Origin of the sequence: Nibrella saemangeumensis (genome assembly GCF_039541915.1) — a bacterium.
GTDB lineage: Bacteria > Bacteroidota > Bacteroidia > Cytophagales > Spirosomataceae > Nibrella > Nibrella saemangeumensis.
The window spans coordinates 216,656-231,803 of record NZ_BAABHD010000081.1 but is presented as its reverse complement, the minus strand read 5'-3'; the positions used below and the strand labels follow the sequence as shown (position 1 = coordinate 231,803).

At 53.2% G+C, this 15,148-nt stretch carries 15 protein-coding genes; 6 read left to right on the top strand and 9 right to left on the bottom strand.

Annotation, left to right across the window (positions count from 1 at the left end; translation table 11 throughout):
* Nucleotides 1–130: 130 nt before the first annotated feature.
* The 3 genes from ABD949_RS25055 to rbsK form a co-directional block, all read right to left on the bottom strand.
* Nucleotides 131–757, bottom strand: a complete 627-nt coding sequence (locus tag ABD949_RS25055; RefSeq protein ID WP_345248192.1) for a hypothetical protein — start codon at nt 755–757, stop codon at nt 131–133.
* Nucleotides 736–1,005 (bottom strand): hypothetical protein, encoded by a 270-nt coding sequence (locus ABD949_RS25050; protein ID WP_345248190.1) that lies wholly within the window; start codon nt 1,003–1,005, stop codon nt 736–738. Before ABD949_RS25050 ends, ABD949_RS25055 begins: the two co-directional genes overlap by 22 nt.
* Nucleotides 1,006–1,082: 77 nt before the next feature.
* Entirely contained in the window at nt 1,083–2,006 is a 924-nt protein-coding gene (rbsK, locus tag ABD949_RS25045; protein ID WP_345248188.1) for a ribokinase, read from the bottom strand.
* Between the two features lie 164 nt (nt 2,007–2,170).
* Between rbsK and ABD949_RS25040 the strand changes: the two genes are divergently transcribed.
* Complete coding sequence (locus tag ABD949_RS25040) at nt 2,171–3,577, top strand: RtcB family protein (RefSeq protein WP_345248186.1); 1,407 nt, start codon at nt 2,171–2,173, stop codon at nt 3,575–3,577.
* Between the two features lie 19 nt (nt 3,578–3,596).
* Here the strand turns inward: ABD949_RS25040 and ABD949_RS25035 are convergent, their stop codons facing one another.
* Both ABD949_RS25035 and ABD949_RS25030 read right to left on the bottom strand, forming a co-directional pair.
* Complete coding sequence (locus ABD949_RS25035) at nt 3,597–3,797, bottom strand: hypothetical protein (protein ID WP_345248184.1); 201 nt, start codon at nt 3,795–3,797, stop codon at nt 3,597–3,599.
* A gap of 78 nt (nt 3,798–3,875) precedes the next feature.
* Nucleotides 3,876–4,148, bottom strand: a complete 273-nt coding sequence (locus ABD949_RS25030; RefSeq protein WP_345248182.1) for a hypothetical protein — start codon at nt 4,146–4,148, stop codon at nt 3,876–3,878.
* 142 nt (nt 4,149–4,290) lie between these two features.
* Here ABD949_RS25030 and ABD949_RS25025 point away from each other — a divergent pair, with 142 nt between their 5' ends.
* Nucleotides 4,291–5,133 (top strand): DUF2911 domain-containing protein, encoded by an 843-nt coding sequence (locus tag ABD949_RS25025; protein ID WP_345248180.1) that lies wholly within the window; start codon nt 4,291–4,293, stop codon nt 5,131–5,133.
* 109 nt (nt 5,134–5,242) lie between these two features.
* Here ABD949_RS25025 and ABD949_RS25020 read toward each other — a convergent pair whose 3' ends face one another.
* Nucleotides 5,243–6,142, bottom strand: a complete 900-nt coding sequence (locus ABD949_RS25020; RefSeq protein ID WP_345248178.1) for a diacylglycerol/lipid kinase family protein — start codon at nt 6,140–6,142, stop codon at nt 5,243–5,245.
* 68 nt (nt 6,143–6,210) lie between these two features.
* On the opposite strand from ABD949_RS25020, the gene ABD949_RS25015 reads away from it, so the two are divergent.
* Together ABD949_RS25015 and gnd are read left to right on the top strand one after the other, a co-directional pair.
* Nucleotides 6,211–7,338, top strand: coding sequence for an App1 family protein phosphatidate phosphatase (locus tag ABD949_RS25015; protein WP_345248176.1), 1,128 nt, complete (start codon nt 6,211–6,213; stop codon nt 7,336–7,338).
* Nucleotides 7,339–7,395: 57 nt separating this feature from the next.
* Nucleotides 7,396–8,298, top strand: a complete 903-nt coding sequence (gnd, locus tag ABD949_RS25010) for a phosphogluconate dehydrogenase (NAD(+)-dependent, decarboxylating) (RefSeq protein ID WP_345248174.1) — start codon at nt 7,396–7,398, stop codon at nt 8,296–8,298.
* A 33-nt stretch (nt 8,299–8,331) separates the two neighbouring features.
* On the opposite strand, the gene ABD949_RS25005 is transcribed toward gnd, so the two are convergent.
* Nucleotides 8,332–9,351, bottom strand: a complete 1,020-nt coding sequence (locus ABD949_RS25005) for a nucleoside hydrolase (RefSeq protein ID WP_345248172.1) — start codon at nt 9,349–9,351, stop codon at nt 8,332–8,334.
* Nucleotides 9,352–9,459: 108 nt separating this feature from the next.
* Here ABD949_RS25005 and ABD949_RS25000 point away from each other — a divergent pair, with 108 nt between their 5' ends.
* A complete protein-coding gene (locus ABD949_RS25000; protein ID WP_345248170.1) occupies nt 9,460–10,323 on the top strand; it encodes a glycoside hydrolase family 16 protein in 864 nt (287 codons plus the stop codon).
* A gap of 148 nt (nt 10,324–10,471) precedes the next feature.
* Complete coding sequence (locus ABD949_RS24995) at nt 10,472–11,098, top strand: DedA family protein (protein WP_345248168.1); 627 nt, start codon at nt 10,472–10,474, stop codon at nt 11,096–11,098.
* 24 nt (nt 11,099–11,122) lie between these two features.
* Here ABD949_RS24995 and ABD949_RS24990 read toward each other — a convergent pair whose 3' ends face one another.
* On the bottom strand, nt 11,123–12,874 hold the full coding sequence (locus ABD949_RS24990) for an MGH1-like glycoside hydrolase domain-containing protein (RefSeq protein ID WP_345248166.1): 1,752 nt from the start codon (nt 12,872–12,874) through the stop codon (nt 11,123–11,125).
* Nucleotides 12,875–13,390: 516 nt separating this feature from the next.
* Complete coding sequence (locus ABD949_RS24985) at nt 13,391–15,022, bottom strand: ABC-F family ATP-binding cassette domain-containing protein (protein WP_345248164.1); 1,632 nt, start codon at nt 15,020–15,022, stop codon at nt 13,391–13,393.
* Nucleotides 15,023–15,148: the final 126 nt, after the last annotated feature.

Below are 15,148 nucleotides of genomic sequence, written 5' to 3'. Positions count from 1 at the left end.
TCAGTCAAGTCGGAGGGGTACATCTTTGGTCGGATTAACCCTCAAGATAGGCTGATTTCCGCTTTTTCTAACCCCAGCGCTCCATTTTTAAACACGTTCTTAGTAAACTCGTCAAAATGATCTTGTGGTGTCATGGTATCTTTCTTAGAAAAAAGTAATGAATGTCTTGATCGCTCATTTGTTTTAACTGTTCGAATATAATTATGTTTTGCTTTATTCTTCTATTGAGATTTGAATTATGCTTTATCAACTTCAAATCATTAAATAATTTTTTGAACTTTATTACTGAATCGAAAAATTTTTTAAATGACGAGAAATTGTGAGGTATTTCACCTGTTGAACCTGTGAAATCTTTAGAGTGCATGATCGTATTTCTCAAATCACCTAAAACTTTACACTCAACACCAGATGAAAGTGGAGGAGCGTTCCCCGAAGTTTTATGGAAACTTGAAGATGCAAATTCCAATAGCTCTTTAAACTCAAGTTTTTGTAAATTTGGTAATGCCTTTGCTTCCTCTATTGTTTTCTTATTTTGAAAAAAAACCAGCCTAGAATTAGCGAAATAATTAGAAGGATTTTTATTGATTTTATACTTATAATACTCTAAAACGTGCTCATAGGTTAAATTTAGATATGTCAAATGTTCTCTTAAATTTGATTCAAAGTTATAGAAATTTTGATACAGTACCTGATAAACTAATTGAGAGCTATAATCTGTAAAGTGTACTAAACCTTCTAGTATACTATTATCAAACAAAACAGTAATTGACTAGAAGATTTTTCGAATTTTGTAATAACATCTTCATCAAAAATAAATTTATCTATAAATACCCTCTGTTCTTTATCTAAATTGTGTGATTGCCAGTTACCACTATTTAAAGTCCAATACTTTTCACCTGAATAATCAGGAAAAATATTGATATTAAGGTTATTACAAACTCGTTTACATATGTCTTCGTGATTTTCCGAAAAATGAATTATATTTTTCGTTGCAATCTTGTCCATAGTTGGTTCGATCCATCTCATAAATTTTATCAATATGTTGTTTTGAACTTCTGCCTTTCGCTTACGAGCAGCCCACCTTAGTTACGTTTCAATTCCTCCCGGGTTGGCATGCTGGCCTGGGCACCCATGCGGGTGACGGAGAGGGCTGCGGCCTGGCAGGCGAAGGCGGCTGCATCGGGCAGGGTCATGCCTTCGGACAGGGCTACGGCCAGCGCCCCGTTGAAGCAGTCGCCGGCGGCCGTGGTGTCGAGGGCAATTACGTCCGGAGCCGGTATCAGCGTGGAAGTATCTTCGGTGTGCAGATAAACGCCCTTGCTGCCCAGGGTGATGATCACGTTGGCTGCACCTAATTCGCGTAGTCGACGGGCGGCAATCCCGGCCGTCTCTTCGTCGGTTACGGCAATGTGGGTGAGCAGTCCGGCTTCGGTCTCGTTGGGAGTAAGCAGGTACAGAAAAGGGTACAGCCCAAACGGTAGTGGCCGGGCCGGTGCCGGATTCAGGATGACCCGCAGCCCCTGCTCGTAGCTGCGCCGGATCACGTGCTCCACCGTCTCCAGAGGGATTTCCAATTGCAGCAGGACAATGGTGTCGGGGGCGGTGGCTTCTAACGCTGCGTCGGCCTCGCTGGGTTGGAGATTGGCATTGGCCCCCGACGCTACCGTAATCGTGTTTTCGCCCTGGGTATCGACGTTAATGAGGGCGACACCCGAGGGGGTTTCAGGGTCGATCGCCAGGTAATCAGTCCGGATACCCTCCTGCTCAAACTGCCGGATAGCCTGTTCGCCAAAGAGGTCGTTGCCGACTTTAGCCACGAGCGTTACCGGACTACCTGTACCTTTTCCCGCCAGCCGGGCGGCTGCTACGGCCTGATTGGCACCCTTACCACCGGGGTTCATCAGGAAAGTACCGCCAAGTACCGTTTCACCCGGTGCCGGCAATTTTTCGGTCTTCACAACCATGTCGGTATTCGAGCTACCGACCACCAGTATCTGACCAGCCATATAAAACGGTGAAAGAGTTTGATTGGCCCTGAACGGGCTTGCTGTTAACTGCCTCTAATTAACTAAAATTTAGCGGTTCACCAATTGCCCGCCTGGTTACTATTGCTAAGACGTTAAACATTTTGGCCCGGTCAGGTTTTAGATATGACTCAACCTTTTGAAACATGGGCAGAACACATAACCTCACCGGTAAAGACCTCCGGCGTATCGGCTACCCGGAGGGGAAGGTCATCAGCATTGCGCTGCAGGTCATGCAGCAGCACTTTAAACACTCCAAACAGTCGGAAGCCCTGGAGCTTCTGGAGAAAGTACGCGAAAAGCCCAATGATTACCTGAAAAACCCCACGCTGGGAAAAATTGCGGCCGAACTCGTACCGAAGCCAAAGGCTGGTCCTGACGAGATACCATTAAGCGAAGCGCGAAAAGAGTATACGGTCTTCGGGGCCGACCATATTGAGACGGGAGCCATCAACCAGATGGAAATAGCCATGCGGCTACCCGTGACGGCCGCCGGAGCCCTGATGCCCGACGCCCACCAGGGCTATGGCTTACCCATCGGCGGGGTGCTGGCGGCCGAGAACGCTGTTATTCCGTATGGGGTAGGGGTGGATATCGGCTGTCGCATGTGCCTTACCATTTACGACCTGCCGGAGCATATGCTCTACAGCGAAACCAATAAGCTGAAAAACATTCTTCAGCGGGAGACGCTGTTCGGAGCCGGGCGGGAGTTTCCCAAGCCAATGGACGATGAGGTGCTAAGCCGCAGGGAGTTTAAAGAGCTTCCGCTGCTGCGCGGTTTGCACGATAAAGCCGTACGCCAGATTGGTTCGTCGGGTTCGGGCAATCACTTTGTGGAGTTTGGTATCGTCGAAATTACCGACGAAAAAAATGAGTTCGACGTACCACCCGGCAGGTACCTGGCCTTACTGTCGCATTCCGGTTCACGGGGGTTGGGCGCCAGTATTGCCGACCATTTTACCAAAGTAGCTATGTACCGCACTCCGCTGCCCCGCGAAGCGAAACACCTGGCCTGGCTCGATATGGATTCGGCCGACGGGCAGGAGTACTGGACCTGCATGAACCTGGCCGGCGACTATGCCTCCGCCTGCCACCATCAGATACACCGCAAGGTAGGCCGGGCGCTCGGGGAGACGCCATTGGCGCTGGTCGAGAATCACCACAATTTTGCCTGGAAGGAAACGCACGAAGGGCGAGAACTCATCGTTCACCGCAAAGGCGCTACCCCGGCGGGTAAGGGGGTTCTGGGGATCATTCCGGGTTCCATGACTCATCCCGGCTTTATTGTACGGGGCAGGGGTGAGCCGACATCGCTCGACTCGGCCTCGCACGGTGCTGGTAGACGCATGTCAAGGTCTGCCGCCAAAAACAGCATCACCTGGAACCAGGTCAACGACGTCTTGAAACAAAACGGCATCACTCTTATGGGCGGTGGCCTCGACGAAGCCCCTATGGTGTACAAAGACATCAACCAGGTCATGGCCTTTCAGCGCGACCTGGTCGACATTGTCGGTACGTTCATCCCCAAAATCGTGCGTATGGACGATAAGTGAGTGAAGCATTTGGCGGCTATCAATCCTCAGTATGCCGGCCTGGGTCACGTATGCGGCTCTGTGCTTCCAGTTCATCGGTGCTGCTGAGGTTGAGCAGGTCTTCCCGATCTATATAGTCGGTGGCATCGTCTTCTTCGGTCTGGCGCTCCGGGTTCTGTTGGGTCTTCGGGCCCTGGTCAGTCAGATCTGAATTATTGGGATCATCTGTGGAGTTGGTCATCGCTTTCTTTTTTGTAAAGAAATCAAGCCGGGTTTACTGAAATGCCCGGCTTGATTTCATCTGGTCCAACATCAACTATTAATGACCTCCCCCATAAGCGGGTTTGTCGAGGTCGGCTTTGCCGTCGCGGTTGCGGTTTGGGTTCATTTCCCGGACATTTTCGCCCAGGTCGTCGCCGGTCATGTATTTGTCCTCCAGTTCATCGGCTGGGAGTTCCTGAATATCCTCATCGGGAAGTTCAGAACCCGGTAGGTCAGCCCCTGACCGATTACCTAATCCTGCGGGTGAAATGGCCTGCTTGGCCCGGATGATGTCTTCTTTAGAGGGGTCTTCCTTTTCCTGATCTGCCATAACGTTGTTGGTTTTGTTCTTTCTCTATAAACCAGAATAAGCTGTTTTGTTCTCTCCCGGAATTGGAAATTGCCCGTTGAATGCCGAATTTTGGCCAACAAATTCATCATCATTCATCAGTACACGAACCATCTATTCACCCATGAAAAAACTCGTATTGAGTGCAGCTTTAGCGCTTTCGCTGGTGTCGTTGAGCCAGGCACAGATTGCTACCCCCGCTGCCAGTCCGGCGGCTACCGTAGCGCAAACGGTTGGTTTGGCCAAGGTAACGGTCGATTACAGCCGCCCGGCCTTAAAGGGCCGTAAAATGTTTAGTGACCAGGTACCGTATGGCAAAGTCTGGCGGACGGGTGCCAACATGATCACCAAACTGACTGTCTCCGACGAGGTAATGATCAACAACCAGAAACTGGCTGCCGGCAGTTACGGGATCTATACCATTCCGAATGCCAACGAATGGACCATCATCCTGAACAAGGATGCCAATGCCTTTGGGGCTTTTGCCTATAAGCAGGAAAACGATGTGATGCGCTTTACGGTGAAGCCGGTGCGACTGGCCACGCCCGCTGAATTTTTTACCATTGACTTCACCGACTTCACACCTACCACGGCTAATCTGGCGATGCGGTGGGAGAACACGCAGGTGAGCATTCCGGTGAAACACGACCCGGACGCCCGGATTATGGCCCAGATTCAGGAGCAAACCGCCAAACCCGACGCCAACATGGGCATATACTTTGCGGCAGCCGATTATTACTACCAGACCAACCGCGACATGAAACAGGCGCTGGAGTGGGCCAACAAGGTAGTCGACAAAGACAAGCAGTACTGGACCTATTATCTGCGGGCCAAGATTGCCGCCAAAATGGGCGATTGCAAAGCCGCCCGCACCGACGCCCAGCAGGGCCTCGCCCTGGCCCAGAAAGCCGGCGATGACGCTTATATAAAAAACCACCAGCAGATTCTGTCGGATTGTAAAATGTAGTGTTTTGTCACTTAGTTGTATTTGTCATCCGACATAGGGGGGGCGCATTGGTTGCTGACACGGGAGATCCCTCGGCACCGGCCGTCCTCCTTTGTCGGATGACAAAAAATCATTCACCCTTCTTCTCCTGCGGCAGCATCACTTTCAAGCCTCCCGGCATAATGCGGGCTTCCAGCCGTTTGATGCGGCCCCGGTATTCGCCGTCAATCTGAAAATAAGCCCGTTTCCGGGTTTCGATAATCAGGGCTTTTGCCTGGAGGACTTCAATTTTTTTCGGGTCGAAGGGCCGATACCGCCAGAACATCTTCAGGAACTCGAACCAGGAAAACTGGCGGATAATCACCACCTCAAAATAGCCGTCGGATACGTCGCCATCGGGGTTAATGATCGCACCGGTCCCGTACATCCGGGCGTTGGCCAGCGCCACCATAAAAGCTTCCCGGCGCAGCACGCCTTTTGTGGTTGATATTTCTACGGTCATGGGTCGCTTGTTCAGCAGCACCCGCAAGACTCCCCGCGCATAGCCCAGTTTGCCCCGCCAGTTGTTTTCGTGGTAGTATTTGACCAGTTGAGCGTTCAGGCCAATGTCGCTCAGGTGCAGGCAGAGGTCTTTGTCGTTGACGCAGATCAGGTCAACCGGCTGAACGCGGCCGTTGACGATCACATCCAGCGCCTGCTCGGGATCGGCCGGCAGGTCGAGGTCACGGGCCATGCCGTTGGCCGAGCCGGCCGGCAAAATGCCCAACGGAATATTTTTACTGAGCAGTTGCTCCGCTACCATTTTCACGGTACCATCGCCCCCCACGGCGACCACCCGGTCAGGCTTATACGCGTCGATTTCCTTTGTCAGGCGCTCTTCATCATCCTCACCGTTCAGGATGAGCAGATTCAGCTCGTGGGGTTTGTCAGCACAATAGGTTTTAATCGATTCTTCCCAGGTTTCTTTAGACTGGCCACCCGACACCGGGTTTATCGCAAATAATAGTTTTAACTTCCGGGAGTCCTGCATGTTATCAGGTAAAAATACCAGATGATAAGTTGATCAAACCAGATGGCTTTATAAAGAGTAAACAAAGAATGAGCCGGAAAGATACGTGGAAGCAGAAAATCTTAGGCTGGTTGCGCCTGACCGACCAGCCCGAAGTAAAGGTATACCGGGGTTACGGACATGTCGACAAGCTGGTTGTACATGGTCATGTGTTTAGTTTGAGCCCCCTGCCCCGGAAAAAGTACAGGAACAATGTGCTGACGAATACCCTGGCATTGCTGCGGCTATTTATCGTACGGCCCCTGTCTAACGCTACTGTGCGGGTATGCTGGGTAGGACAGGATATTCAGGGGCAGACCGATAAAGAAGGCTACTTTCATCTGGAGTGGGACCCCGAAACACCGATGAACCCCGGGTGGCACGCCATTACGGTGGAGCTGCTGGCGGAAAATACCCCTTACGCCGACGGTCGGAAATGGCTGAACAAACCGCCCGACCAGTGGTCGTCCGACGCGGTCATCGCCCGTTGCACCGGCGCGGTGTACGTGCCGCACCCGACGCAATATGGCTGTATCTCCGACATCGACGATACCTTTCTGATTTCGCATTCGGCCACGAAGCTGAAGCGCCTGCAGGTGCTGCTCACGGAGAATGCCCACAGCCGCGACCCGTTTGAAGGCGTGGTGGAGCATTACCGGATGCTGGCGCACGCGGGCACGGTGGTACAGGCTCCCAACCCTTTCTTTTACGTATCGAGCAGTGAGTGGAATCTGTACGACTATATCCTGGACTTTTCGGAGAAGAACGACTTACCCTCCGGCATATACCTGCTCAACCAGCTGAAGCGGTTCAGCCAGATTCTGAAAACGGGGCAGAACAAACACGCGACCAAGTTTACCCGTATCGCCCGGATTCTGCTCTCGTACCCCGGTCTTAAGTTTGTGCTGCTCGGCGACGATACGCAGGAGGATCCCAATATCTACGCGTCTATTGTGTCGCACTTTCCGGATCAGATCTTATGCGTATACATCCGGCAGGTGAAAGAAGCGCATATCGAGCGGACCAGGGGATATATGGCGCAGGTCGAAGCCGCCGGCGTGGCCGTGTGTTACTTTAAGCACAGCCGCGAGGCTATGGAGCATTCCCGGAGAATCGGGCTGGCCGATGAGATTGTTACCTCCAATGCGGCCGTCTTAAGCCCCCTGCGTGCTGATTAGTCGAAATTTTCCAATTACTTTGCCCTGGAAAATCAGACTAATCCCCATCATCGTATTATGCACATCGGATTCATAGGCCTGGGTAAAATGGGCTTTAACCTCGTTCTTAACCTGCTGCGGCATAAGCATGAGGTAGTTGGTTACGACATCAACGAAACCTTAGTCAACGAGATCAAAGCCGAAGGGGCGCAGGGCGTCAATTCGCTGGAAGCCCTCTACCAGGCGCTGCCGGCACCCCGCATTCTGTGGCTGATGATTCCTGCCGGTCCGCTCGTGGATAAAGTAATTGAGCAGCTTCTGCCCTTTGTACAGGCCGGCGACATTATTATCGACGGGGGGAACTCCCATTACCAGGACTCCATCCGGCGGTACCAGCAACTGAAAGAACTGGGCGTCGGCTTTATCGACTGCGGTACCAGTGGTGGTACCAGCGGAGCGTTAGAGGGTGCTTGCACCATGATTGGGGGTGACCGGGAAGTAGTAGAGAGAGTCGAGCCGGTCTTTCAGCAGATATCGGTCGAAAACGGGTACCTGCATACGGGTCCGGCGGGTAGCGGGCATTTTACCAAAATGGTCCATAACGGTGTCGAGTACGGCATGATGCAGTCCATTGCCGAAGGCTTTGAGGTGCTGGAGAAAAGCCCGTTCCCCATTGATTTCGAAGCCGTCGCCAAACTCTGGAACCACGGTTCGGTGGTGCGCAGCTGGCTGATGGAACTGACTCAGAACGCCTTCTCCAAGGATCCTAAACTGGAAAGCATCAAAGGAATTATGCGCTCGTCGGGCGAAGGCAAGTGGACTCTCGAAACGGCGCTGGACCTGGGCGTACCGACACCCGTGATTGCGCTTTCGCTGCTGATGCGCTACCGGTCGCTGCAGGACGATACCTTCTCCGGCAAAGTGGTGGCCGCGCTGCGCAACGAGTTCGGCGGCCACGCGGTCGAAAAGAAAGAAGACTAAGCAGCCTTTAGACGGAGCCCCACCGAAGGACGCTTATTTGTTCCACAGTTCCAGCTTGGCAAAGAAATCGGCGAACATCAGATTTATGTCCAGGCGCGTATACACCCGGATTGGCCGCCCGGTGTGGTTGTACTCGTAAGCGCCCTGCGGGTTAATGCTGGGGGCCGACTTGATTACGTAATCACTGGAAGAGGGGTCAGCTTCAAAGGAAGACTGCAGGGCGGTGAGTAACACCAGCGGGCTGTCGCCCATGATATACGTCTCACCAATATTGACAAACCGCTGTATTCGGGTCATCAGGCCCTCCAGCACGCCGGTCAGATAGCTGCCCGTTTTGCCCTGCGGCTTCACCCTGAGCAGTAGTTGTGAGTAAGGCAGTACCGCCTGCCGGTAGGCGTTGCGGGGCACCTGCCAGATCGGAATCGCCGATCGGTTAAAAACCACTCGTGCGGCTGGTATATCAATGTTGAGGTTGTATTCAGGGTTTGAATAATTGGGCGGTGGCAGGGCCAGATCGCTGTATTCGGATCCACCAATCCAAACCAGGGTAAGCTTATTGCTGATCTGGGGTGATGTCAGCAAGGCCGATGCTATTTCGGTAAGTCCGGCCCCACACAGAATATACAGGGGTAATCGGGTATCGGTACGCGAGGCTTCTTTAATGATAAACTCAACGGCTGCGCTTTTTACGGGAGTGCTGTCGTTTGGCATGGCCGTGTTGGATCCGGCTAACACCGGAATGTTGTCCGGTATGCCCATGACCTGCAGCAGTTCCCTCGCTTTCTTAGCTGCGTTGTCGGCCTGTGTTTTAGAGTTATCAAAGCCATCACCTACTTTGAGGTGCGAGCCAATAATTGCCCTGATGTCGACCGAAGGTGATAACAGCAGGTGAGCCAACTGAAACAAACCATCTGGATCGCCACTGAAATCATTGTCGACAATGACCCGCATTCTGGGTATCACGGTACTGCCACCGATTCTTTTTTGGCCGAAGGTGGCAACAGGATGTATCAGCAGGAACAGTCCACACAGCAGGCATACGTATTTTACCATAGTCAGGAAGCTCTTTTTTTCGGTAATCAAAAGACAAAGCGCCTGGAAATATAAGGCGAACCGGCAAATTATTGGTTAGAAGGCCGGGGTTTCTGCCCTTTGTAGCGTATGAAGACCTCGCTGACCCTGTTTTGTGGCTTACTTTTTGGCAATCTATTCCAATTCTGCGTTGCGCAGACTCGGCCGGTCACCAGCGCAACCACTTCCCCTAAGACAGACTGGAAGCTGGTCTGGGCCGATGAATTTGATACCGATGGCCCGCCTGACCCGACGAAATGGGTGTTTGAAAAGGGTTTTGTCCGCAACCGCGAACTACAGTGGTACCAGCCCGACAATGCCCGCTGCGAAAACGGCATGCTTATTATCGAAGGCTGGCGCGAACAGCGTCCGAACCCCAACTACCAGCCCGGTAGCGACAACTGGAAGACCAGCCGCCCCACCATTGACTACACGGCCGCCAGCTTACAGACCCGTGGTTTGCACAGCTGGCTGTATGGCCGGTTCGAGATGCGCGGGCGTATCGACACCCGACCCGGCCTGTGGCCGGCTTTCTGGACACTGGGCGTAGCTGGGGAGTGGCCGTCCAACGGGGAGATTGACATCATGGAGTATTACCGCGACATGCTGCTGGCTAACGTGGCCTGGGGTACCGCCCGGCGCTACAAAGCCGAATGGCGCACCACCAAAACGCCAATCGAATCCTTCAACGACCCCAACTGGTCGAAACAGTTTCACGTGTGGCGCATGGACTGGGACGAAACCGCCATCCGGCTGTACGTCGACGATCGACTCCTGAATACTGTGTTGCTGAGTGAAACCATCAACCAGGATGGCACTGGCATCAACCCCTTCCGCCAGCCGCACTACATCCTGCTAAACCTCGCCATCGGTGGCGACAATGGGGGTGATCCGGCCGCGACAACCTTCCCCAGCCGGTATGAAGTGGACTACGTGCGGGTGTATCAGCGCTGATGACCAGGGTAGTAATTGGCTGATCCGGTGGAACATTCAGGCCTGTCAAACGTTATACTAGGGTAGACCAACGGTAGAACTGCGTAGGTGAATAATCAGGGTGATTGTGGTGGTACGCAGGTACCTGATCGGTTTATGGCGGAGGGGTATGTATGAGGTGTTAAGTCCATTATTTATTCTGTCGGCCTTTGAAGTCTGGCTTCAGCAGTACGGCTACGTGGCGGTGCTGATTGGTTCCGTGCTGGAAGGAGAAACCGCCTTGCTCTCGGCCGCGTTTGCCGCCAACCGGGGGTATCTGTCCCTGCCGTTTGTGATTGGGGCGGCTTTTGTGGGCAGCACCCTGACCAGTTACACCTACTTCTGGCTGGGCCGATCTGCTGGTCAGCGCTGGCTGGCCAAACGACCCGCTTTACTGCGACGAGCCGAGCGGGTACACCGGCTGATCGAGCGCAATCCATCCGGCATTCTGGTTGTTTATCATTTCATGTACGGGTTGCGGGCTCTGATCCCGCTGGTCTACGGCATGAGTAAGGTTAGTTCCGGCCGCTACCTGTTGCTGGCATCCGTGAGCACTACGTTATGGGCGGTGGGTATTGGTATGGCCGGGTATCATTTCGGGGAAGTCGTCACGCAGCATTTTGAGGTTATTAAAAAACATGCAGGCTTTATCCTGCTGGGGTTAGTGGTCGTGGCTCTGCTGATTGGGCTCTCTATCCGGTATAAACTGCTGACCTGGCTAAAAAGCCGGTTTTCGGTACGCAGTGTTCAGCCGTAGTGAGAAGGCGTTTTGGCGGCTTTGTCAGGGAGCGGTTTTCTTTGGACTCTCTACCTTACCCTGTTCCAGAAAGGACATAAAGCCCATCAGGGCACCCCAGTGATAAAAGGAATCGCTGCGGTTCAGGGCTTCATTGGGCAGTCGTCCCACACCTGATGCGTGAAAATTCTCCGGTACGCTCCGACTTTCCCGCCAATTTTTTAGCAGCAGTTGATTTGATTTTTCGACCAGTTGTTTTCTTGCCTCCGGCAAATCGTAGTTTCTCAGCCCCATATAAACCAGAAAGTTCAGCGGTGCCCAAATGCGCCCGCGCCAGTAGTTCTGCTCGCTGAATGCCGGGTCATTGCGGGCCACCGAGGGTAACACCCATTCGCCCCAGAATTCAGCAGGATTCAGCAGGTGCTCAGTCACCATACGCCGGGCCTGTTCAGGAGTAGCTACCCCGGCCAGCATGGGGTAAAACAAGGTGGGTGATAAGCGGTCGCTAAACTGCCCGGTGTCTGTACGGCGATTCAGAAATATCCCCTTTTCTTCCTGCCATAACGTTTGTAGTGCCTTACTATAGCTATCGGCCCGTTGCTTCAGTTCAGTGGCTTCGCCGGGTCGGTCCAGCACCTGGGCCAGTTCCGCCAGGGCCTTACAGTCAGCAATGTACAGGCTGTTCAGGCCTACATCAGCCAGTTGAAGCTGATTGGTTTTTGGGTTAAACGGTACCCCATCGTACATGGGCGAGTTATCCAGCCCTGACTCATAAGCGGCTCCCTGCCAGCTATGGGCGGCCCCGTCGGGCGGGACATTGTCAGACCCCCAGCAAAGTAGTCCGCCGGTATCGCGGTGCGTGGGCCACCAACGGTTCCAGCGCAGAAGCCGATCGAATGTCAACTCCAGCAGCCAGCGGTCGTGGTATTGGTGGTACAGGGCCAGAATCATCAGGCTTCCTACTGGCGGCTGCGACCGGTCAGGTGACCCTAATCCGCCACCCGCTACGTAATTGGGCACCATACCGAAACGGTCGATGCCTTTGGTTGCTTCCACCGCGTTGGCATAGGCCAGCGGCCGATTGTCGAGGCCGGCCATATACGCCGAAAGGTACGTATCCCAGTCAAAGAGCACGTATTGTCCGCCGAAGAAGGTATTCCAGAAACGGCTGACGGGGGCCACAACCCCGCGTAAGTCAGGGTCGTAAATCATATTCCAGGCCAGGGCACTCTGTTGAACGAGGTACGTTTCGGTTAGCGTACCGTGCCGGGCCAGCGTTTTCTCAAAGGCGAGCCGCTCCTGACGCACGATCCGCCGGATATCGTCGAGCGATCGGGGTGTACCCACCGAAAGGCCGATCACTTTATCGAACAGAACGCTCAGGTGTTTGCCCGTCAGCGGCAGGGCTTCTGCCAGCGTCGGGGCGGTGCTTTGTACCAAGAACCGGTGGGTACCTGCCTGAGCCAGTAAGCCGTTTTTCTGCGCACTTACGCTTCCTGGCCTATTCCAGAGCATACCTGCTTCCACAATCAGAGAAGGCGGACGAGCCGGTAGCTTCAGGGGGGTAATCAGTACGACAAGACCCGTACCATCGTGGGCACTCTCTACCCGGAACTGGGTGCCTTCCCACGTGACGGTGCATTCGGTATAGCGTCCATCATAGGCGTGATAGCCTGCCACCACCGTTTCGGATCGCGGTTCTTTCGGTGAGAGGTATGCTTCCTGCAGGAAGCGATGGCCAGTTATTCCATTGCTTTTTACCCCAATATTCACCGCCAGCCCTTGAGGCAGTAGCACATGACTCAGTATACTGCGGGTATTCCACGTGTTCCAGCCCGAAGCCAAATTATTCTGTAGCTGGCGGTACAACTGGTCTGGGGTGCTCGTTTGTGCCCGAATCTCTTGGCCACAGAACATTAGCAATAAAAAGAGGATTCGGAGGTGATGCATGACCAGCGGTAAAACAGACTATATTGGTAAAGACAAGCTATACTAAAAGTACCCTAGGTGTACGCGCTGACTTTTTATGAAAGGGTAGTCTGAAGATTATGTCGTGTTTATGATCTGCCGGTTCCAACGCAGAAGGGGTGGCCTATTGGTTCGACGGGAGATGTGTCGTCGCAAACGTGAAGAATGGATATAGGGGCAAAAGCTGTCAACAATACATCTTAAAGCCAGCCGAAGCGTTTGACCTTACTGCCAGTCAGTACTTTGCACGCTCCATAATGGTATTGCCCATAATAAAAAGTGAGCAGATAACATGTAAATGTACAGTTTATCTGCTCACTTTTATTGGTATTAAGTCGAATCGTCTTACGCCACAGCCGAGTACAACTCCTCCCGCTGGGCTTTTACGCGCTCGTCGGTGAGGTAGTCGTCGTAGGTCATCAGTTTGTCGAGGGTGCCCACCGGGGTGATTTCGATGATGCGGTTGGCAACGGTCTGCACAAACTGGTGGTCATGGCTGGTGAACAGCACCGGACCTTTGAAGTCAATCAGGCCGTTGTTCAGGGCCGTGATGGATTCGAGGTCAAGGTGGTTGGTCGGCTCGTCCAGCATGACCACGTTGGCACCCGACAGCATCATCTTCGACAGCATACACCGGACTTTTTCTCCTCCCGACAGTACCGATGATTTCTTCAGCGACTCTTCTCCGGAGAAAAGCATCCGGCCCAGGAAGCCGCGGATAAAGCTTTCGTCTTTTTCCGCCGAGAACTGCCGCAGCCAGTCTACCAGGTTCAGGTCGTTCTGGAAGTATTTGTCGCGGCCGTTGTCGTTCGGGAAGTACGCCGGGGTGATGGTAATACCCCACTTAAAGCTGCCCGAATCGGCTTTGCGCTCACCAGCTAATATATCGAACAGGGCGGTTACGGCCAGACCATCGCGGCTGTAGAAGAATACCTTGTCGTTCCGGTTGATGGTAAACGACAGGTTCTCGAACAACCGGGTACCGTCTTCGGCGGTGTAGGTCAGGTTCTCGACCGTCAGAATCTGGTCGCCCGGCTCGCGCTCCGATTTGAAGTTGACGTACGGGTACTTCCGCGACGACGGCTGAATATCGTCAATCGTTAGTTTCTCCAGTAATTTCTGGCGGCTGGTGGCCTGCTTCGACTTGGAAGCGTTAGCCGAGAAGCGCCGGATAAACTCTTCGAGTTCTTTCCGCTTGTCTTCCACGCGCTTGTTCTGATCCTGCCGCTGCTTCAGGGCCAGCTGGCTCGACTCGTACCAGAAACTATAGTTACCCGCGTACATTTTCACCTTGCTGAAGTCGATGTCGACAACATGCGTACACACCTGGTCGAGGAAGTGCCGGTCGTGCGAGACCACAATCACGGTATTCTTGAAGTTGGCCAGGAAGTTCTCCAGCCAGATGCTCGATTCGACATCCAGGTTGTTGGTTGGTTCGTCCAGCAGCAGAATGTCGGGGTTACCAAACAGCGCCTGCGCCAGCAATACCCTGACTTTTTCGGAACCGTTCAGGTCGGCCATCTGCGCCTGGTGCAGGTCTTCCTTGATGCCCAGACCGCTCAGCAACGAGGCTGCGTCGGACTCGGCATCCCAGCCGTTCATCTCGGCAAACTCCGATTCCAACTCGGCGGCCCGGTTACCATCCGCTTCCGTAAAGTCAGCCTTCAGGTAGATGGCGTCTTTTTCCTGCATAATCTCCCACAGGCGCTCATTGCCCATGATTACCGTTTGCAGGACCGGATACTCGTCAAAAGCAAACTGGTTCTGCGTCAGCACCGACATCCGTTCGCCGGGAGAGATGCTGACCAAACCCGTCTGCGGCTCGATTTCGCCCGACAGGATTTTCAGAAAGGTTGACTTACCGGCTCCGTTGGCACCGATAACGCCGTAGCAGTTGCCAGGGGTAAATTTGATATTAACGTCGTCGAACAATACCCGCTTACCGTAGCGGAGAGAGACGTTGGATACACTGATCATTAGGTTCTTCCTTGAAATTCAGCCGCAAAGATACGGATTTTTGGGGAGAAAAGCAGGCTGCGTTTTTCATGAGTGTAGGGCAGATTGCCGTCCTGGTCAATGTTAGGCAATACCCCCCGCCCTAAA

Coding starts and splice junctions, on each gene's coding strand:
- ABD949_RS25020 (WP_345248178.1), bottom strand. CDS start 6,142: ATGCAGGACTCCCGGAAGTTAAAACTATTATTTGCGATAAACCCGGTG.
- ABD949_RS25005 (WP_345248172.1), bottom strand. CDS start 9,351: ATGGTAAAATACGTATGCCTGCTGTGTGGACTGTTCCTGCTGATACAT.
- ABD949_RS25040 (WP_345248186.1), top strand. CDS start 2,171: ATGGGCAGAACACATAACCTCACCGGTAAAGACCTCCGGCGTATCGGC.
- ABD949_RS25015 (WP_345248176.1), top strand. CDS start 6,211: ATGAGCCGGAAAGATACGTGGAAGCAGAAAATCTTAGGCTGGTTGCGC.
- gnd (WP_345248174.1), top strand. CDS start 7,396: ATGCACATCGGATTCATAGGCCTGGGTAAAATGGGCTTTAACCTCGTT.
- ABD949_RS25050 (WP_345248190.1), bottom strand. CDS start 1,005: ATGGACAAGATTGCAACGAAAAATATAATTCATTTTTCGGAAAATCAC.
- ABD949_RS25030 (WP_345248182.1), bottom strand. CDS start 4,148: ATGGCAGATCAGGAAAAGGAAGACCCCTCTAAAGAAGACATCATCCGG.
- ABD949_RS25025 (WP_345248180.1), top strand. CDS start 4,291: ATGAAAAAACTCGTATTGAGTGCAGCTTTAGCGCTTTCGCTGGTGTCG.
- ABD949_RS24995 (WP_345248168.1), top strand. CDS start 10,472: ATGTATGAGGTGTTAAGTCCATTATTTATTCTGTCGGCCTTTGAAGTC.
- ABD949_RS25000 (WP_345248170.1), top strand. CDS start 9,460: ATGAAGACCTCGCTGACCCTGTTTTGTGGCTTACTTTTTGGCAATCTA.
- ABD949_RS24985 (WP_345248164.1), bottom strand. CDS start 15,022: ATGATCAGTGTATCCAACGTCTCTCTCCGCTACGGTAAGCGGGTATTG.
- rbsK (WP_345248188.1), bottom strand. CDS start 2,006: ATGGCTGGTCAGATACTGGTGGTCGGTAGCTCGAATACCGACATGGTT.
- ABD949_RS25035 (WP_345248184.1), bottom strand. CDS start 3,797: ATGACCAACTCCACAGATGATCCCAATAATTCAGATCTGACTGACCAG.